This is a genomic window from Nocardia sp. NBC_01388 (assembly GCF_045040085.1).
Lineage (GTDB): Bacteria > Actinomycetota > Actinomycetes > Mycobacteriales > Mycobacteriaceae > Nocardia.
Genome location: NZ_CP109553.1, coordinates 880,652 through 899,258 on the forward strand (window position 1 = coordinate 880,652; position 18,607 = coordinate 899,258).

Below are 18,607 nucleotides of genomic sequence, written 5' to 3' on the forward strand. Positions count from 1 at the left end.
CATTGAAGACTGGGCTCATCGGTCCGCTGCAGCGGTCGTAGGTGCATCGCTGACCAGCGGCCAGAGGCGGGTTCGGCGGAGCCGCGTCGCAGCCCACCGCAGCGGATGGCGAGTCAGATCGAAGCCGATCAGACAGGCCGCGATACCGAAAACCAGCCCGGCCACCTCATCTTGCGGGTAGTGCGCGCCGATATAAACATCGGCGAAAGCGAGGGCAAGCGCCGCGCAGGCGGCGACGATGGCGAGAGAGCGGTGCACCAGCAGCAGTCCGGCGGTGACCGCTCCCGCCTCCACCGCGCGGTGGCTCGGGAAGCTCGGTCCGCTGTGATGGGAGAGCACCAGGATGCTCGAATGTGTCACGTACGGGCGGGCTTTGCCCGCCATCGCGGCGAGTGGTTGATTGATCCGGAACGCGACTATCACCGCAATGGGCGTCCACACGGCGGCGGCCATGGCTGTCGCGTCTCGGCGACCGCGTGCGATCCACCATCCGGCCACGATCAATCCGGCGGATACGGCAGCAGCGATACCGATGTAGTCCGAAACGATCGGGTGCAGCCACGGGGTTTCGCGGGCGAACTCGTTGATACGGAGAAAGATTCGCGTGTCGAGTGTCATGGCCGAATGGCTCCGGCGACGGCGAGCGGTGTACTGACGAGCATGTCGACCAGGATGGCACGATCGAGGCTCCGCGGCAGGCTGGAACCGATGTCCGGCCGGGACTTTCAGCGAATTCACAGCGACCGTTCGGCACACTTGCCTCGAACACCATGCTTGTCGGAAGTCGGGCGTGATCGCCCGCCGAACAAAGGGGTGGCACATGAAGTATGGAACGGCTTTGCGCGCAACGGTTCTCGCCTCGGATATCACGCCCCTGGTCGGGGTGTACGACATGTACTCCGCGTCCCTGGCGGCGCAGCAGTTCGATGGACTGTTCGTATCGGGCTTCGGTTTCGCGGCCTCCTATTACGGATTGCCCGATATCGGATTCATCGCCTGGCCGGACATGGTCGGGTTCGTCCAGCGATTGCGGATGGCGTTCCCGCGGCAGCATCTGCTGGTGGATATCGACGACGGTTACGTCGATCTCGAGGTGGTCGGTCATGTGATCGAGCAGCTGGAACGGATCGGGGCTTCGGGGGTGATCCTGGAAGACCAGAAGCGCCCACGCCGGTGCGGTCACGCCGCCGGCAAACAGATCCTGCCTCTCGAGGAGTACCTGGAGAAGCTGAACCTGGTGCTGGACACCCGATCCGACCTCGTGGTGGTGGCACGCACCGATGCCGTGGACGAGCCGGAGATGCTGCGCCGCGCGGCCGCGCTGGCCGCCACCGAAGCCGATGTCATCCTGGTGGACGGCGTGCGCAGTGTGGAGCAGATCCGTAAGGTGCGCGCTGCGGCGGGCGATAAACCGTTGGTATTCAATCAGATCGCGGGCGGTCTCTCGCCCCGTTTGTCGTTGTCCGAGCTCGAGGCGCTGGGCGTGGACATGGTCATCTACTCGACGCCGTGCTTGTTCGCCGCACATGCCGCGATCTCGACAACTCTGGCGGAACTCCGTGCAAACGACGGTCTGCTCGCCACAGTCACAGCGGGCGGAATAGGAGTGGCGGCCTCGACAGAATTGTTGCAGCGCAATATCTCCCGACACCATCAGGAGCCGCAATTGGCCTCGATCGCCTCGGTCGACAGCTACGCCTGACTCTCAGCGGACCGTTTTTGATGCTGGGCATTGTCATCGTCGTTCCCTTGCCGGGTACTTCCCCTGGCAAGGGGCACGCGGATCGCGACCCGCGCGGGCGACTGGCAAATCGAATGGGGCGGCTGCGAAGCAGGCGTCGATGTGGGGACCGGCTAGGCGGTTCACCTCTGCCGGTCTGTATGTGCGACTCCGCGTCCCGTTCGGTCAACATGATCAGCGGCATATCAAAGCAGTGTGATGGCTCCCTGTCCGATGCACATGGCCAGGCTCACCAGGATCGTGATATTGGTCAGGGACAGCACGCATATCGGCAGCGATGGCGGTCGCGCGATGTGGCCGTCGCCCAGTAGTTGCGCCACCCGTGCGGTGGCCACGCCTCCGAAACCGGCTCTACCGACGGTGGATGACGGGGAGTCCAGCGCGAGTAGCGCGGCGGCGACGGGTCGGGCTCCGACCGCATCGATAGCGGCCCGGTCGGCCCGGAGTTCGGACAGTTCATGTTCACGTGCAGCCCACCACGCGAACAGCGGAATCAGGAATCCAGCGTCGGCGAGCGATCGGAACACGATGCGGCGCAGCGGGTCGCGGCGACGCGCGTGTTCGGCCTCGTGTAGGAGGACCGCATCGAGCTCGGTGGGTGACAATCGATCGACCAGCCCGGTGGTGACCCGTATTCGGGGCCACAGGAGGCCGGCGCAAAAGGCCGACGCTTCGGGATCCGACAGGCACAGCGCCGAGTCCACGCCGGTGCGATCGATGGCCGCTCGCAACGCCGGCGGGATCGGGACGAGTACAAGGGAACGAACCGCGCGGCGGCTTCCTCCAACCAGCCAGATCCCTCGGGCGAGGGCCAAAGTCAGCCCCGCGAGTACGACGATCGCGGCGGCGAGACCGAGGCATTCGGACAGCGTCATTCCCATGCATACCGACATCGGGCGCTGCCACGTGAACCGAATCCCGCCGAACACGGCAAGGACCGTGAGCTGGATCGGCCAGTTGAGGCGCTGACGGATCATCAGCCCAACTCGCCCAAGCGGCGTCGCTGTTCCTCGGTCAGTTCGCCGAGCTGGGTCGCGAAGGCCGCCAATGCGGCGTCCCCGTAGCGTGCCACTACTTCGGAGGCTTCGCGTCGGCTGGCGGCTGCCAGATAATCGGCGGGCTTGCCCGCCGCGCGGTAGCTGTGTGCTCGCCGGCCGATTCGTGCTTCCGCGTGCAGCAGGCCCTTGTCGGCGAGCCGTCGCAGTGTGGTCATAACCGTCGTATAGGCCAGCTCCGGGACCAATGCGGCGATATCGCGCACCACGAATTCGTTTGCGACACAGCTGGTCCAGACCAGCCGCATGATTCGCCCCTCGAGCGGTCCCAGTGCTGCGATCGCTCGATCGAGTGCGTCGGTCATTCCACCTCATTCCCGTTACTGCCTGGTCGATAGTAGAGCCTGGTGGTCCGGGACCACCGGGCTCGGACCGGATCGACCGCCGTTCTACTGGACGGCGCGGTAGCGGGCCGTTACCAGCCAGGTCGCGGTACCCAGCCGTAATCCGTCGTCGGTTTGTTTGGGTGCCAGAGCCGTCCGCAGTTCGTTGTCGATCGCACGATCGGTCTCGGAGTCGAGCGTGGCCAGCAGCGAACGTGCGAGCGTCGTCGAGCGCAGGTAGCCCACGGCGTCGTCGACGTCACGGGCGATCCACGGGTTGTCCTCCACCGAGGTGATGGTGATCTGATTGAATCCTGCGTCGGTCAGCAGGTTTCGAATGCGATCGGGATCGGCGAGGGAGAATCCGCCCGGCCCATCGGTGTTCTGATCCGGTAGCGGCATCCGGGCCGCCAACACGCTCAACGGCAGCGTGAAGTACTCGTTGTGCTGTGGAGCCTGCCAGCTGGTGAAGACCAGTCGGCCGCCGGGGCGCAGGGCTGCGGCAATATTCGCGAAGGCAATCCGTGGATCGGTGAAGAACATCAACCCGAAACGACTGATCGCCACGTCGAAAGTACCGGCGGTGAATTCATGCGTCTGCGCGTCGGCTTGGATGAACGCCACCTCACCCGTCTCCCGCCTCGTCCATCGCCGTTCGGCTTCGGACAGCAGCGGGGCGGAAACATCGATGCCGACCACCTGTCCGGCTCCGGCCGCGACCGCGGCGTAGGTCGTGTCCCCTGCACCGCAACCGATATCCAGGACCGCCGCACCCGTCTCAATCGCCGCCGCCTCTACGATACGGGCGGTAAGCCCCTGATGCATGCGGGTGTAGCGCTCACGTTGATCGAGCCAGTGCAAGCCCTCCGTACCAGCCCAGCCTTCCGGGGAAAACCGGTTGGCCACGCTCGGCGAGGTCGGAGAAGATATCGGATTCGCTTCCATCCCTGATCCTTTCGTGAACTACTATCTGACAGTAGTAGTTACTACAAGGCGATGGTAGGTCACCGTGACATGATCGACAAGGACCGCGTGAACGGGGGCTATCCACCACCCCGCTCTCCAACTCATAGGTCACTTTGCGGATGCTCGACGCCGGAAAGCCAATCAGGAGAGGGTAATTGGGTGAACACGGCGAGTGCGGAAGTCGGAGCCGCGCCAGTGAGCGCGGGTCTGTGTATGCGGTGGATCCGCCGCCGGTGCGGTTTCGATCTCGGACAGGTTCCCCAGGAGGGTGACCTCGATTCCGGCCCACATGGATCCGCTGTTGAGCTGAAGGTGCTGCGGGGGATCCGCAGTGGGGCCTAGCGGACGGTGATCACGCTCGACATCATGGCCGTGTCTTCGTGTTCGAGGTAGTGCGACGACCTCCCCCGCGAAGGACCGCACGATGGAGGCCCCGACCGTGCTCGGCGTCGAGTCGAGAAACCTCTGCGGCGCGGCGAGCTGAACCGGATGTCCGGGTAGCAGCGTTCGCTCGTTCAGCGTCTCGGTCACGATGAGTTCGGGCCGCGTGACCGTATGAGCCGCACGCCGTGCCGAGTGCATCGCTGGCAAGTAGGCGGCGAAACCCCGCTCGTGGGTCTAAATCGCGGGCAGGATGTCCGGTTCGAGGGCGTTATGACGGAGGTGGGCGAGTAGGGCGTGGCGGGCGTGGGCAAAGGTCGCTTCACCGTCGAGAAGGCGTGCGCGGGTGACGACGGCCTGGCCGAGGGCGTCGAGTTCGAAGGCCAGTTCGGCGGCGGGGGTGTCGGGTTGGAGTTCACCTGCGGCGATCGCGGCGTGAATCAGGTTGATCTGCAAGGCTTCCCATTCGACCAGGAGGGTGCGAAGCCGGTCCTGGACCGAGCCTGGGTGGTCGTCGAACTCGGCGTGGACGGTGACGAAGAAGCACCGGCCCGGCAGTACCGCGTCGATGTAGAACCGCAGCCGGGATTCCTGGAGAGCCCAGAGTGCGGCCAGGCCGGTGCGGTCCACCAGCGCGGGGCGCACCACCCGGTGCTCCCATTGCTGTGCCGCGTGCTCGATGACGGCGAGTTGGAGTGACTGTTTGTCGGGCCAATGGGTGAACAGCGCCGATTTGCTGATGCCCAGGCCGGTGGCGAGGCGGCCCAGTGTCAAGCCGTTCAATCCGTCGATCGAGGCCGTGTCGAGCGCTGCGTCGAGCACGGATTCCCTGGTGCGGTTCCCGCGCAGTCTCCTGCCGTCGGCTGTGGTCACGTGAACAATCTAACACCAACTATCCGACCGGTCGGACTTATTGTTAGAGTCATCGGCTCAGAGAGTGACACCACCGCATTCGTCCGAGGCCCTCGGTCCCGGAACCGGCCTGTGGCATTGTCTGCGCCCGAAGGGGCGCGACGTGCCGCGATCAAGGAGTTATTGCTCGCTGCCAGGAGAAACAATGAAGAGTCGACATGGACGAGGACGACTAGCGCTGCTGCGCGTCGCCTTACTGACGTTCGCGATCCCCGTTGCCACGGTGCTCAATACACCGCAGGCGCAGGCGCTCGAAATCTCTTTGCCCGCAATCGGTCTGACACCACCGTTCGAACTGCCGCCCATCGCTCCCCTCGAGATTCCGCCGCTGTGCGTTCCGCCCGTGGAGCTACTGCCCGCGCTGACGCTGCCCGGTCTCGAGTTGCCTCCGATCGATGTACCGGCGTCGCCCTACCTGCCTGCGGCTCCGTCGAATCAGCAAGGGGGCCGGACCCGGTCGGACCCCGCGCTTTCCGCGGGCCAGCAGGCTGTGATTCCCGCGCCGTCCGAGGATCACGCTACGGGCGGGCAGCCCGGCCCCGTGGCGCCCCCGGCCGAGCAATCCGGCCGTGAGTCCGGACTCCTGGCGCCTCCGGCAGCACAAGCACCCGGCAGCCAGTCCGGCGGTGATCGAGCGGACAGCGGTGAGTCGGCACCCGTTCCGTTTGCCGGAGGCGACCGACCGCAATCGCTGCACCCGTTGGGCGATGAGCCATTTGTGATCGCGCCGAATCGTCTCGGGCCGGCAGCGGATGGTCAGCCGTTGAGCCGATTGCTTCCAGCGATCGAGGTCCCGGCGATCACGCTGCCCGAGTTCGACACTCCCGCCATCGACCTGCCCGCGACCGAGTTGGCTGTGCCGGACGAGGTGCCCGCGATTGATGTGCCGCCGCTGAATGTGCCGGTGCCGGATCCCTCGGCGTTCTCACCCGCCGAGATCGCCGGTGCCGCAATCGGCGCCGGTGTCGGCGCAGCGATCGGCGTGCCGGCCGGGGCGGTGGCCGGGGCGGTCGCCGGACCTGTTATCGGTGCGGTCGCCGGTGCTGTCGTCGGTGAAACCCTTGGCGTCGAAGTCGGTTTGGCGACCGGCGGCATATCGGTCGCGTTGGGCGGGCCGGGCGGAATCGTCGCCGGTGCGGTCGCCGGCGAACCGCTGGGCATCGCGGCGGGCGCCATCGGTGGTGGCGTACTGGGAGCCGCGGCCGGCGCCGCGCTCGGAGCCGCGGCAGGTGCGGCGCTGACGCCGCCGCTGCCCTGACGGGCGGCGCCCGCGAAATCAACAGCCCGGATCACGAATCCCCTCGAAGATCAGGAGTCCGGTATGCCAGTTCTCGTTCCCGGATATCACTTCGGTGTAGTGGTAGCCGATCTCGACAGAGCAATGACCGAATTGAATCGACTCCTCGGCGTGGAATGGCTGGAGCCCGTCCGCAGCGGGCATCAGGTCACCGATGCCGAGGCTCAGCAGGTGGGTCCGATGATCACCTTCTCCAAACAGGGTCCCCCATACTTCGAATTACTCGAACAGACTCCGGGAACTATCTGGGACGTACCCGGCTTGCACCACGTCGGCTTCTGGGCCGCTGACGTCAAGGGTGAATCCGCACGCCTCGCTGACGCCGGGTATCCGCTGCAAGCGGCTGCGGTGGTGCTCGCCGGGGACGCCGAACCCGGGGTCTGCTACCACCGGACCTCAGACGGACTATTGCTCGAACTCGTCGAAATATACCGCGGTGCACCGGCTTTGACCTACTACCTCGGCGGAGGAGCGCACTGAGCCAATGGGTGCGGTACCTCGCCGGGGGCCGGCCGCAACCGAAGTCGCATCACCGGAGACTGCCGGTTGCCCGTCAGCGGCCCCTCAATTTCCAGAACCGGTGCGACAGTCATGAATCCAGCCCCGGAGTGCGGTGGAGCACCAACGCCGGGGCTGGATCCGATCGCAATCACATCACCTGCGAACCGACGGTTCAGCGGCTAGTTTGACCGAATTTCCGCAGGTCGGATCATTTCCCCGGGAGGGGGGAATTGACCGTCGTGAAGTACTGTGCCGCAGCCAGAATGGCGACCGGGGCCGTCACGAAAAGTTGCCCGGCGACGGTGCCCAGGAAGCCGACCGCTGCTGCTCCGGCGATGCACCCGCCGATGGGGCCCGCCCCGAACATGAGCGCGAGCGGTGCGGTCAGGGTCGCTCCGACGGCCATACCGACGACACAGCCGACGGCCGCGCCGCCGAGGCCGCCGACCAGGGTCCCGATGGTGGCGCCGGTGGAGATGGTGCTGGTCATGCGATTCCAGGCGGCCTGCTCACGGTCGTAGTCGCTCTTGAACGGAGCCTGGTCCTCGTAGGGGAGCGCGACCGGCTGGTAGACGGCGTGGGCCTCGTCGAACTGCGGAGTCAGCGTGGCGGTGCGGTCCTTGATCTCCGCGGTGATCGGGAAGACGAAGTCGTCGACACGGAAGTTGAGCGGGGTGCCCGCGACGACGGCGCCGTTGGCAGCTTTGATCTTGAAAGCGCCGTCTTCCACCACCAGCGAACCGGCATCGGTGTTGATGACCACGTCCTTCGCGGAGTTGGTGAAGGTGTAGTCGATCGCATTCGTGTCGGCGGCGGGCGCTGCGTTGGCGTTGCCCGCGGTCATGCCGAGGGCGGCGATCAGCATCGCCGCGGTCACGGTGAACTTCTTGGTCTGCATTTGGCTCGGTTTCCTCATCAGATATTTCCGCAGAGTGGATCGAATAGATCGAAACCGAGTCCGGCAAACGTAGAGTTTTTGCGGACAAACCGCCGGATGAATGACTGACAGTGCGCAACAGTCCAGTTCTTTGCGCCAACATGGCATTCTTTGAGATCGTGTTACGAATAGGTCGAAATATGTTGCGTCAGTTGGTTAACCGGTGGTTTCTCGCGGGTCCGGCGAGTAGAAGGGAGTCCGGCAGAGGGAAGGTGACGCACGCTGTTTTGACTACGCAGCGGGCCGTGTTTGTCCGGAACCAATTGTGGGGAAAGCCAGGACCGTGATAGCTGCGAGGTGGTGGACCATATCCTTGTGCTTGCCGGGCGGGCTCCGCGGTGAGTGCCGATACTGTGACGAGCTTGCACAGACCGAGCGCGGCCGTCGGACCGCGGCGGATGGGTGACCACGTATCCGAGTAGACGAAGGATGGCTATGGGCGCGAGCCTGATGATCGTCGAGGACGACGACCGCGTCCGTGGCGTATTACGGCTCGCCATGGAGGGCGAGGGTTACGAAGTGATCGAGGCCGGCGGGGCCGAACAAGCACTCGAGTACCTCCGAGACCACGGTGCGCCCGATGTCATGATCGTCGACTTGATGCTCGGCGGCATGGACGGATTCACCTGTATCCGTGAGGTTCGCCGTGATCACGATGTGCCGATCATCGTGGTGAGCGCGCGCGACGACACACACGATGTAGTGGCGGCTCTGGAGGTGGGCGCTGACGACTACGTGACCAAACCGTTCCAGGTCAAGGAGATCACCGCCCGCATGCGGGCGCTGCGGCGTCGCGCTGGTTTGGCCGCGATGCGTGAGGACACCAGCCGCGACGATGCTCCTGTTGCCGCTGATGAGGTGCTGCTGGACGCCGATCCGCGCGCACCGTTGATTCTGTCTCCGGAGCGCGGTGCGGTGCGGCGCGGTCGGGAACGGGTGCATCTCACGATCACCGAATTCCGTCTGCTGTGCGAACTCGCCGCGGATCCGGGACGAGTGCTGAGTCGAGGGATGCTGCTCGAACGGGTTTGGGACCGAGGCTTTTTCGGTGATGAGCGCATCGTCGACGTTCATGTGCGCCGTCTGCGCACCAAGATCGAGCGGGATCCGGCCAACCCGCGCATCGTCGTGACGGTGCGCAGCCTCGGATACCGGCTCGATGCGCAGCGCTGAGATGCCCGACGCTGTTCCACGCCGGTGGCCGCGAAGCCTGCGGGCCAGAGTGATTGTCGCGTTCGCACTGAGCTCGGGCCTGGTAGCGCTGCTGCTGGTGGTCTCGGTCTATTCCATCGGACACCGTTACATGGAGAACCAGCGAATGCGCTCGGCCGATCGTGTGGCAAGCGCCTACAGCGACATGCTTCGTCCGCTGGTTGCGCGTTCCGGCGCCGAGGGTGCGCTGGCATCGATAGAACCGCCTGACGGCACCATTCTGCTGGTGCGACACGGAACCGATTGGTATGTCACCGATTCGGCGCCTGACATCGGCCGATTGCTGCCTCCGGGCCTGATCGGCGAGCCCACACCGGGGACCCAGCGAGTGTCTGTCGATGGCCGGCCCTACTTCCGGGTCGGCCTGCACATGGGCCGGGACGGCGACATGATGTACGAGTTCAGCCCGATCGTGGAACTCGACTCCAGGCTGCGGATGCTGCGCAATCTCCTGATCGTCAGTGCGCTGACAGCGACGATGTTCGGCGCGGGATTGGGTGTGTGGGCCAGTCGCCGCGTTCTGAGCCCGCTGCAACATGTCTCGGGAACCGCCGCACGGATCGCGGCGGGCGACCTCGGGCTGCGGTTGACGCGCACACACGATCCCGACCTCGACACCACTGTCGACGCGTTCAACATCATGGTCGACTCCCTGCAGACGCGCATCGAACGCGAGCGGCGCTTCGTCGGCGATATCAGCCATGAATTGCGGACGCCTATGACCACATTGATCACCAGTGTCGAGGTGATGAACCAGCATCCGGAGGAGCTGCCGCCGCGCCCGCGCCGGGCGCTCGGCTACCTCAGCGCCGAACTCGAGCATCTGCGCCGGTTGCTCGATGACATGCTGGAGCTGGCGAGGCTGGAAGCCGGCGTGCATCGAGGCGACACCGAGCCGCTCTCGGTGGGCGAACTGATGACGCACACCCTGGCCGAGCGCAAATATGCGCCGGGACTGCTGGCGATATCGGCCGACGCGAACATCAGCGGACGCAAGCTCGAGCTGCAACGGGCGGTGGGAAATCTGCTCGACAACGCGGATCGGCACGGCGGCGGGGTGACTGCGGTACACGTTGCGCGTGCCGGATCGGAAGTGCTGATCACGGTTGATGACGCCGGTCCCGGCGTGCAGGTCATGGAAAGGGGCCGCATCTTCGAACGGTTCGCGACAGCGCCGGCGGGTCGTGGTTCGGGCACCGGCAGCGGCATCGGGCTGGCATTGGTCGCCGAAACGGTTGCCGCACATGGCGGCGGAGTCGAATGTCAGGAACGACCGGGTGGTGGAGCGCGTTTTGCGATTCGCCTGCCGTGCCTCGCAGAGCCTGTGGCGTGATACATGTGTACGAGCATTCGGATGAATTGCCTCGTGGACCGGTTCAGAGGAGGCATGCCGTTCGAAGTCTCTTCACATAATTGCAAGAATCGTCATAATTGTAATAATTTCGCCAGGCGTGTTGCGACCGAATTGTTCACCATCGCGTCATTCGAGTGAGTGATTATGGCAACCGAGTTGCTCTAGTTTTGCTCGGCGAGAACAATTTCTGGAGGATCGATGAATTTCAAGCGCAGCAGCATGCTGCTCGGTGCCGTCGTCACCGCGAGCGTGCTGACCCTGACCGCGTGTGGCAGCGACAACAACACCACTACTCCGGCGGGCGGCAGTGCCGCGAAGGCAGATGTGGGCTGTGGCGGGCAGAAGGCGTTGAAGGCCAGTGGATCCTCGGCGCAGAAAAACGCCATGGACCGATTCATCGCCGCCTACGAACAGAACTGCGACGGTTACAGCCTCGACTACACCTCGAGCGGCTCCGGCGCCGGTGTGAACGAATTCATCGGCGGCCAAACCAATTTCGGTGGCTCCGACTCGCCGCTGGACGCGAAGAAGGGCGAACCCGACAAGGCGGCTGCACACTGCGGTGCGCCCGCGTGGGACCTGCCGACCGTGTTCGGACCGATCGCGATCACCTTCAACCTCGGTGACATCAAGGATCTGGTGCTCGACGGCCCGACGGCGGCGAAGATCTTCAACGGTGGCATCACCCACTGGGACGACCCGGCGATCAAGGCGCTCAACCCGGGCGTGAACCTGCCCTCGGATGCCGTGCACGTGATCTACCGCAGTGACGAGTCGGGCACCTCCGACAACTTCCAGCTCTACCTCGACGCCGCCTCGAACGGCGCGTGGGGCAAGGGTGCGGGCAAGTCGTTCGCCGGCGGTGTCGGTGAGGGCGCCAAGGGCAACGAGGGCACCTCCGCGGCGATCGACAAGACCAAGGGTTCGATCACCTACAACGAGTGGTCCTTCGCCAAGGCGCAGAACCTGAACATGGCCAAGATCGTCACCTCGGCCGGCCCGGCCCCGGTCGCGCTGACCGTCGATTCGGCGCAGAAGGCCGTCGCCGGCGTGCAGGTCAAGGGTCAGGGCAACGACCTGGTGCTGGACACCAGCTCGTTCTACAAGCCCACCGCCCAGGGCGCCTACCCGATCATGCTGGCCACCTACGAACTGGTCTGCTCGAAGTACAGCGACGCCAACACCGCCAAGGCCGTCAAGGCGTTCCTGACCTCGGCGATCACCAACGGCCAGAACGGTCTCGACCAGTCCGGCTACATCCCGATCCCGGATGCCTTCAAAGCCAAGCTGACTACCGCCATCAACGCCATCTCCTGATCCGCGCCTGCTGATCGACATCGAGAGCGATCGTGGTCCTGCTGAATCATGCAGGGCGGCGGTCGCTCTCGATGTCGATCAGGGGAATGTTCGTGTTCAGCATCGGCATTCGATTCGGTTGCCAACGCCGCGTGCAGGACGGTTGGGCGGTAACCGGGGTTGTGGGTTGATCGTCGGCTGGTGACCGGTGATGCTTATGGTCATGCTGGCTCAGGGACAGCGCCAGCCGGTGAGGTTCATTGCCACCGGACTCGGTGTCACCGTCAGTGTTCCGCGTCCATTCGCGGAGCAGTCGGCGGTCACCGCCATGAACGCACGGGCCGACAGTGCCGTACTCGCCGTGTTCCGGTTCAATCCGATCCCTCCCTCATGCCCGCCGTATCCTGTTGCCTCGCAAACCGATCAGCGAACTCCTTCAGCGGTCGATACGTCGCGGATTCCCTTGCCGAAGTCGCCGTCACGGGCGCCGGCCGTGCGCACTGTCGTCACCGTCGACAGCTCCGATTCACAGCAGCGGGCGACAACCCCGCCGCGCGTTGCGCAACAGAGCAGTCTCGACGACCGCTTTAGCCGACGGCCTGAGGCTCTCGTTCAACGGCAGTCGGTTCGTCCGGGATTTCGGCCTCGGCTGAGGCGATTTCGGGCAGTCGATTTCGGGTGTAGGCCCATTGCAGGAGTGCGAGGCCGAGTAGTCCCGCGAGTGCGGTGGCGATGCCGATCTTCCAGCCGGGCGGACGCCAGGTGACGATGAGGTCGGCGTCGTGGGTATCGGGTGGGATGTTCACGGCGACAAAGCTGTTCGCCACGGTGGTGAACGAGATATCGCGACCGTTCAGAGTGACGCGGTAGCCGGGCCAGGCCAGGCGAGCGAACACGATGCGGCCGCCGTCGATCGAGCTGACATGCAAGTGGCTGGTGACGCTGTCCCGCGTAGCCGAGGTAAGGGTTACTCCCCGTGCGTCGGAGATCAACCCGTGGCGCGTGGAGATCGGGCCGTCGATGCGCTCGAGCACCCAGATGTAGCGTTCGTGGCCCGGGTAGTCGACCCACTTCCAGCCCGCCGGTGCGGGATGGTCACCGGCGTCCGGATATTGGGCGCGCTGCAGTACGACACGGTCGACCTTCATCAGGTCGATGATCGTTCTGCCGGTGGAGGGCTCGATCGAGAAGGCCGCGCCGAAGGCGGCGGGGCAGGTGCTGCCGTCCCAGCCCATGCACAGCAGCTTGCTGAAGGCCGCGTATCCGATCGGGGTGTAGGCGTTGACGTAATCCAGGTGCAGGTTCTTGGCGTAGTTGCCGAAGGACAGTGACCCCCACGCGCCGGTAACGCTCTGCTCGGCCGGCGGCACCAGCGCGCGGTCGGCCAATTGCAGTGTGACACCGGTGAAGTGCGGGAACGCGTCCTTCATCTCCGAGCGGCGTTCCGGGAAACCGTAGGACATCGGTGTGGACCGTGCCCCGGCCACCTGAAAGTAGGCGATCGGGACCATGGCGACGATCGTCAGCACACACGCGACGGCCACCCCCCGGGTCCGCGCGAGCCGTACGACCACCGCGCCGAGCGCGCAGACGCCCACCGCGGCCAGTGCGTGCAGCAGCACGTCGTGCGGGTCCGCGCAGAACGACCGCACGAACAATACGCCGATCAAGACGCCGGCGGCGATGCCGCGTTTCCGCCACCGTGCGAAAGTGCCGTAGCGGCTGAGCAATACGCACACCAGCACCAGCAAACCGAGTGCGACCATCGGCAACACCCGGGCGGGCCAGCGCAGCGGGCCCACGGAACCGGGTCCGGCGCACCACATCAGCATGCCCGCCGCGAATATCGCCACGCCGCTGAGCTCCCGCCATGACCGCCGCGCCGCCCGCCAGTCGATGAACGCCAGCGCCGGGATCAGGAACCACGCGATGTAGACCATCGGAAGCGGCTGGACGTACCCCCACCACGCTTTGAAGGCCGGCAGGGTGGTGGGCAGGCTGGCATTGAGCGATTCCGACCACGGCACGGTCAGGAACTGGTTGTTGATGATTCGCTCGTTGCCGCGCCAGGTCACCGCCGACGAGAGCATTCCCGGCAGATACGTCTCCAATCCCGCCAGTCCCGCGCACGCGGCGACGGCCAGCAGTCGCAGGGATGGTTTCCACCGGCGTTGGTAGATCACCTCACCGGCTGCTACCGCGGCGATCATCAACGCGGATTCGACTGCGGGGAAAACATATTGGACCGAGATCGCCAGATACAGGAAGACGAATGTCGACAGCGGTCCACTGCGCCCGCGGGTATAGCGCACCCCCGACGCCCAGGCGTGGATCATCCACGCGGTGCCGGTGAGTGAGGTCGCCCAACTGGCCTCGTCGAAGAACAGGAACCAGCCACTGAGCGGAAAGGCCACCCCCGCGACCGTCGCCCACCAGGGGCGAGCACCGTAGGCCAGGCAGACCCGGAAAACTCCGAGCGCGGCGACAGCGGAGAACACCAGCTTCACCACCGTCACATACAGCGCGAGATTGTCCACCGACGGCGCGAACCAATCGACCAGCAACTGCGGCGGATTGTAGAGTCCGGCCTCTTCCATCGAATAGTTGCCGGACATCCACTCCCACGGAACCAATGCCGGGAAGCGGCCCTCGCGCAGGTGACGGCCCAACATCACCCACAGCGCGCCGTACTGGGCCTCGGTGTCGTCGGTATAGAAATGCCGTGGATTGGCAAGCAGGACAGCCCCATACCCGGCAACGACACCGGCGATGGTGAGCACCGCCCAGGTGCGCACGCGTTTCCAAGATTCGATTGTCGTACTCACCACGAGCTCCAGCATCTATCCCACAGTCGCCGACCGCGACAGCCCTCGGCGGAGGATCGTGGCCGCACGACATGAACTGCCGGTGAACGACCCTAATCTCCAGGAGCGCAACGATTTACATCCATCAATTCGGATCCCCTATACCGGCATCCTCGGTGTTGTGCCCGCGTGCGGCCCAGCACCGCCGGGTCACCCCGATCGCGACCATGATCCCGGCCGAGGGGCAAAAGGCGAACGCGCGCAGCGGGGGATGGTCCGATATGCCAGACCCCTTGGGCCGGGCAATTACTCCAGCACCATAGGCAATTCCTCCTCATCGACCGCGCAGGACGCCAGTTCGTGCGAACCGGTCGGTTGCCGACCGACCACCGCGAGATACCAAACCACGACACGGGCATCGGGGGAAATAGGTGTGCCGGATTCTCAGCCTCATCTCAGTGGACGACGGGACGACGAAATCTGCTGCGCAGCAGCCTCTGACTGCTTCGGAAATCCGGAGTTCGTTCGCGCGGAACGCGTTCGTGCTCGGAAGGAAGGAGAACAATGGTTCCGGCAAAATACGGCATCGGCGACGGGAGTGTCGGGTGCAGCGAGATCATGCGCGGATCGTCACAGCGTTTTCTCAACGAAGCAGGCGCACGGTGGCGTCGGCCGCGTCCACGCGGTGCTTGGTTCGAGAACGGAATGGAGATCATCTGTCATGACGCGAATCGGCCGATTGTTTGCGGTTGTCGTTGGGGCCACCGCGATCTCGATGAGTGTGGTGAGCACCGCGGGTGCGGCGGCACCGGGTTCCTCGGTCAGGCTGGAAGGGCATTGCGAATATTGCGCGGTGGGCGGGAGTCATCACGCGCCCGGCCCGCATCAGGGCGACCATCGTCAGGGCCGCGATGAATCGAACGGTGCCGATCGTGGCGACCGGGCCGAACACACTCACATGTCCGGGGCCGACCGCGACCACGGCGACGGGTGATTATTACGGACTGTCCGCCGCAACGGCGATGCTCTGGCACAGAGTGAGTGGCCCGCGCGGCGCGTCCGCTGGATCTGATTGAGTCATCCGCCGGTCCCGCAGCAGCACGGGCCGGAAGTGCCGGGCTCTGCGATCAGGGTCCGGCACCTCGGTGCACAACCTGCGGCGATTGCGCGCACTGCACCGGCCTCGTTCGAATAGTCCTCAACCCAGCGCCAGCGGTCGTTCACAGGCGGTCAACGGGTTCTCAGCGTGACCACAGCGAGTGATCACTACCGTCGCGCCTTGTGACTGAGATGACGAAGGCCGAGGTCGGTGCGACCCGGAGCCTGCTGAGCAAGGTTCCCGAGGTCACGGTGTGGTTCTGGATCATCAAGATCCTGTGCACCACCGTGGGCGAGACCTTCGCCGACTGGATCAACAATTCGCTGGGTTTCGGGCTGTTCGTCACCGCGCTGCTGTTCACGGTGGTGTTGGCCGCGGTGCTGATATGGCAACTGCGCTCGAAACGCTATGTGCCGTTCGTCTATTGGCTGACCGTCGTGGTGGTCAGCGTGACCGGCACGCTCTACACCGACATCCTGACCGACAAACTTTCGGTTCCGCTTGCCGTGAGCACCAGCGTGTTCGCCGTGGCCCTGGCGGTCGTGTTCGGAATCTGGTTTGCCCGTGAGCGGACCCTGTCGATCCACTCGATTTTCACGTTGCCGCGCGAGTTGTTCTACTGGCTCGCCGTTCTGGTCACCTTCGCGCTGGGTACCGCGGCGGGCGACTGGACATTGACTTTGACCGGATGGGGTCCGGGAACGTCGGTGCTGTTGCCGGTGGGTCTGATCCTCGCGGTCGTCGTGGGCTGGCGGCTGGGCGCGAATGCCGTGTTGTCGTTCTGGCTCGCCTATATCCTGACCCGCCCGCTGGGGGCGAATCTGGGCGATTGGTTCGCCTCCCCGGCCGCTGATCACGGGCTCGGTGTGGGAACCGCGCTGACCAGCGTGATCTTCTTGGCCGCGATCCTGGCCGTGGTCGTGTACCTCACGCGTTCTCGCCGCGACGTCATCGACGATGCCCAGCAGAGCCGGGTACCGACGGTGACGACCGCCAACCCTGCGCGTGAGCGAATCATGCTCGGCTACTACGTGGTTGTCGCAGCGCTGGCCGGTGCGCTGCTGGTATGGGCGTCCGCGCAGCCGCACGCTGTCGCCGCGAGCGACGAGGAAGCTGGACCTGTCAGCACGGCCATGGCGCCCGGGGAGGCGGCGGCGCACTTCCCGGCGAGCGAGGTCGCCACATTCCGCACCATCACGCAGGACACCCTGTCCAAGGTGCAGGCCGGTCAGCAGAACGAGGCCAAGGCGCGGATCAAGGACCTGGAAACGGCATGGGACAGGGACCAGGACACTTTGCAGCCCATGGACAAAGCCGGGTGGGGTGTGCTCGACGGAAAGATCGACAGCGTGTTGAAGGCGGTGCGGGCCGGTACACCGGACGCGGCGACCGAAACTGGAGCGCTCACGAATCTGCTTGCCGCGCTGGAGTAATCCGGCCTGTCGCGACGTTTCTCCCCCCTATGCGCCGGTGCGGTACAGGTCGTCGGTTGACCGTGCCGTGCTCGGCCACCGAATCACTGTTGAGCCCGTATCCATCCCGGAAAGTCTGCTGAGCCAAGCAGTTCCGGCCTTCGACAGGAAGACGCATGGCAATCACCTATCTGGAATCGATCGTCGTCGGGGCACTGCAGGGGGTGAGCGAGCTCTTTCCCGTTTCCAGCCTCGGCCACAGCATCCTGCTGCCGGCTTTGATCGGCGGCCAATGGGCCACTGATCTCGATATGTCCGCCAAGGATTCGCCCTACCTGGCGATCCTGGTGGCCATGCACGTCGCCACCGCGCTCGCCCTGGTGGTCTTCTTCCGGCGCGACTGGATGCGCATCCTCGGCGGACTGTGGGATGTGGCGCGTACCAGGCGGATCCGCACACCCGAGGCACAACTGGGCGTGCTGCTGGTGCTGGCCACTATTCCCGTCGGCTTGGCAGGACTGGCGCTGGAGAAGGTGGTCCGCAACTACCTCGGCACGCCGATCCCCACCTCGATCTTCTTGGCGCTCAACGGGTTCGTGCTGCTGGGGTCAGAACTGCTCCGCAGCCGCGCCGGAAATCGCGAACCCGTCCTCACTCCGACCGGCCGCGCTGTCGACCCCGCTGCGCAGGACACAGCGGTGCTGCCCGTCGCCGATCCGGCTCGAGCCTCGGATCTCAGGCTCTCGCGGATCGGTATCAAGGATGCGCTGATCATCGGATCCGCTCAGATCGCAGCACTTTTCCCGGGTGTCAGCCGCTCCGGCAGCACCATGGTCGCGGGCCTGTTCAAGGGCATGCGCCACGAAGACGCCGCCCGGTTCGCCTTCCTCCTGGCCACCCCGGTCATCTTGGCCGCGGGGGCGCTCAAGACCCCGGAGCTGTTGAAGCCGCAGAACCACGCCGTCCTCGGGCCAGCGCTGGCGGGCAGCGTTGCGGCCGGGGTGCTCGCCTATATCTCGGTCAAGTTCCTTGTCAGATACTTCGAGACCAGGACCCTGACGCCCTTCGCCATCTACTGCCTCGTGGCGGGACTCGGCAGCCTCGCGTTCCTCACCGTGCGCGGTTGATCCCGGAAACCCATCAGCCACGCGTGCGCGGGACAGTCCGCGTGTTGTCCCGCTTCATGACCGTGCGCGGTTGATCCCGGAAACCCATCAGCCACGCGTGCGCGGGACAGTCCGCGTGTTGTCCCGCTTCATGTTTCAGTGCGGACGACGGGTTGAACTCGGCCGCGCCGGCGGCCCGCGCCGTCTCGTC

General features: G+C 65.1%; 15 protein-coding genes. 8 read left to right on the forward strand and 7 right to left on the reverse strand.

What is annotated here, in order from left to right; translation table 11 throughout:
* Positions 1 to 15: 15 nt before the first annotated feature.
* A complete protein-coding gene (locus OG716_RS04170; protein WP_405136362.1) occupies positions 16 to 618 on the reverse strand; it encodes a phosphatase PAP2 family protein in 603 nt (200 codons plus the stop codon).
* Between the two features lie 202 nt (positions 619 to 820).
* On the opposite strand from OG716_RS04170, the gene OG716_RS04175 reads away from it, so the two are divergent.
* Positions 821 to 1,702, forward strand: coding sequence for an oxaloacetate decarboxylase (locus tag OG716_RS04175; protein WP_405136363.1), 882 nt, complete (start codon positions 821 to 823; stop codon positions 1,700 to 1,702).
* Positions 1,703 to 1,926: 224 nt separating this feature from the next.
* On the opposite strand, the gene OG716_RS04180 is transcribed toward OG716_RS04175, so the two are convergent.
* From OG716_RS04180 to OG716_RS04195, 4 genes are all read right to left on the reverse strand, one after another.
* Positions 1,927 to 2,718 carry a M56 family metallopeptidase gene (locus OG716_RS04180; protein WP_405136364.1) on the reverse strand — a complete coding sequence of 264 codons (792 nt, stop codon included), beginning with the start codon at positions 2,716 to 2,718 and terminating at the stop codon, positions 1,927 to 1,929.
* Positions 2,718 to 3,101 carry a BlaI/MecI/CopY family transcriptional regulator gene (locus OG716_RS04185; RefSeq protein ID WP_405136365.1) on the reverse strand — a complete coding sequence of 128 codons (384 nt, stop codon included), beginning with the start codon at positions 3,099 to 3,101 and terminating at the stop codon, positions 2,718 to 2,720. The genes OG716_RS04180 and OG716_RS04185 overlap by 1 nt, the downstream gene beginning before the upstream one ends.
* An 84-nt stretch (positions 3,102 to 3,185) precedes the next feature.
* Positions 3,186 to 4,064 carry a class I SAM-dependent methyltransferase gene (locus OG716_RS04190; protein ID WP_405136366.1) on the reverse strand — a complete coding sequence of 293 codons (879 nt, stop codon included), beginning with the start codon at positions 4,062 to 4,064 and terminating at the stop codon, positions 3,186 to 3,188.
* 639 nt (positions 4,065 to 4,703) lie between these two features.
* A complete protein-coding gene (locus OG716_RS04195) occupies positions 4,704 to 5,339 on the reverse strand; it encodes a TetR/AcrR family transcriptional regulator (RefSeq protein ID WP_405136367.1) in 636 nt (211 codons plus the stop codon).
* A gap of 184 nt (positions 5,340 to 5,523) precedes the next feature.
* Between OG716_RS04195 and OG716_RS04200 the strand changes: the two genes are divergently transcribed.
* On the forward strand, positions 5,524 to 6,636 hold the full coding sequence (locus tag OG716_RS04200) for a hypothetical protein (protein WP_405136368.1): 1,113 nt from the start codon (positions 5,524 to 5,526) through the stop codon (positions 6,634 to 6,636).
* A 63-nt stretch (positions 6,637 to 6,699) separates the two neighbouring features.
* The gene (locus tag OG716_RS04205) at positions 6,700 to 7,155 is read left to right on the forward strand and encodes a VOC family protein (protein ID WP_405136369.1); all 456 of its coding nucleotides are present in this window, start codon (positions 6,700 to 6,702) and stop codon (positions 7,153 to 7,155) included.
* Positions 7,156 to 7,384: 229 nt separating this feature from the next.
* On the opposite strand, the gene OG716_RS04210 is transcribed toward OG716_RS04205, so the two are convergent.
* Positions 7,385 to 8,074, reverse strand: a complete 690-nt coding sequence (locus OG716_RS04210; protein ID WP_405136370.1) for a hypothetical protein — start codon at positions 8,072 to 8,074, stop codon at positions 7,385 to 7,387.
* 474 nt (positions 8,075 to 8,548) lie between these two features.
* Between OG716_RS04210 and OG716_RS04215 the strand changes: the two genes are divergently transcribed.
* The 3 genes from OG716_RS04215 (at position 8,549) to pstS (ending at position 11,996) form a co-directional block, all read left to right on the forward strand.
* Positions 8,549 to 9,286, forward strand: coding sequence for a response regulator (locus OG716_RS04215; protein WP_405136371.1), 738 nt, complete (start codon positions 8,549 to 8,551; stop codon positions 9,284 to 9,286).
* A 49-nt stretch (positions 9,287 to 9,335) separates the two neighbouring features.
* Positions 9,336 to 10,658, forward strand: a complete 1,323-nt coding sequence (locus tag OG716_RS04220) for a sensor histidine kinase (RefSeq protein WP_405136372.1) — start codon at positions 9,336 to 9,338, stop codon at positions 10,656 to 10,658.
* Between the two features lie 219 nt (positions 10,659 to 10,877).
* Positions 10,878 to 11,996, forward strand: coding sequence for a phosphate ABC transporter substrate-binding protein PstS (gene pstS / locus OG716_RS04225; RefSeq protein ID WP_405136373.1), 1,119 nt, complete (start codon positions 10,878 to 10,880; stop codon positions 11,994 to 11,996).
* Between the two features lie 566 nt (positions 11,997 to 12,562).
* On the opposite strand, the gene OG716_RS04230 is transcribed toward pstS, so the two are convergent.
* On the reverse strand, positions 12,563 to 14,815 hold the full coding sequence (locus tag OG716_RS04230) for a hypothetical protein (protein ID WP_405136374.1): 2,253 nt from the start codon (positions 14,813 to 14,815) through the stop codon (positions 12,563 to 12,565).
* 1,254 nt (positions 14,816 to 16,069) lie between these two features.
* Between OG716_RS04230 and OG716_RS04235 the strand changes: the two genes are divergently transcribed.
* Together OG716_RS04235 and OG716_RS04240 are read left to right on the forward strand one after the other, a co-directional pair.
* Complete coding sequence (locus OG716_RS04235; protein ID WP_405139513.1) at positions 16,070 to 17,311, forward strand: hypothetical protein; 1,242 nt, start codon at positions 16,070 to 16,072, stop codon at positions 17,309 to 17,311.
* 155 nt (positions 17,312 to 17,466) lie between these two features.
* Positions 17,467 to 18,417: an undecaprenyl-diphosphate phosphatase gene (locus OG716_RS04240; RefSeq protein ID WP_405136375.1), complete on the forward strand. Its 951-nt coding sequence runs from the start codon at positions 17,467 to 17,469 to the stop codon at positions 18,415 to 18,417.
* The last annotated feature ends 190 nt before the right edge of the window (positions 18,418 to 18,607 follow it).

What these genes read in the sequence shown, in the direction of transcription:
- OG716_RS04170 (WP_405136362.1), bottom strand. Translation starts at nt 618, where the DNA reads ATGACACTCGACACGCGAATCTTTCTCCGTATCAACGAGTTCGCCCGC.
- OG716_RS04175 (WP_405136363.1), top strand. Translation starts at nt 821, where the DNA reads ATGAAGTATGGAACGGCTTTGCGCGCAACGGTTCTCGCCTCGGATATC.
- OG716_RS04180 (WP_405136364.1), bottom strand. Translation starts at nt 2,718, where the DNA reads ATGATCCGTCAGCGCCTCAACTGGCCGATCCAGCTCACGGTCCTTGCC.
- OG716_RS04185 (WP_405136365.1), bottom strand. Translation starts at nt 3,101, where the DNA reads ATGACCGACGCACTCGATCGAGCGATCGCAGCACTGGGACCGCTCGAG.
- OG716_RS04190 (WP_405136366.1), bottom strand. Translation starts at nt 4,064, where the DNA reads ATGGAAGCGAATCCGATATCTTCTCCGACCTCGCCGAGCGTGGCCAAC.
- OG716_RS04200 (WP_405136368.1), top strand. Translation starts at nt 5,524, where the DNA reads ATGAAGAGTCGACATGGACGAGGACGACTAGCGCTGCTGCGCGTCGCC.
- OG716_RS04205 (WP_405136369.1), top strand. Translation starts at nt 6,700, where the DNA reads ATGCCAGTTCTCGTTCCCGGATATCACTTCGGTGTAGTGGTAGCCGAT.
- OG716_RS04210 (WP_405136370.1), bottom strand. Translation starts at nt 8,074, where the DNA reads ATGCAGACCAAGAAGTTCACCGTGACCGCGGCGATGCTGATCGCCGCC.
- OG716_RS04215 (WP_405136371.1), top strand. Translation starts at nt 8,549, where the DNA reads ATGGGCGCGAGCCTGATGATCGTCGAGGACGACGACCGCGTCCGTGGC.
- pstS (WP_405136373.1), top strand. Translation starts at nt 10,878, where the DNA reads ATGAATTTCAAGCGCAGCAGCATGCTGCTCGGTGCCGTCGTCACCGCG.
- OG716_RS04230 (WP_405136374.1), bottom strand. Translation starts at nt 14,815, where the DNA reads ATGCTGGAGCTCGTGGTGAGTACGACAATCGAATCTTGGAAACGCGTG.
- OG716_RS04235 (WP_405139513.1), top strand. Translation starts at nt 16,070, where the DNA reads ATGACGAAGGCCGAGGTCGGTGCGACCCGGAGCCTGCTGAGCAAGGTT.
- OG716_RS04240 (WP_405136375.1), top strand. Translation starts at nt 17,467, where the DNA reads ATGGCAATCACCTATCTGGAATCGATCGTCGTCGGGGCACTGCAGGGG.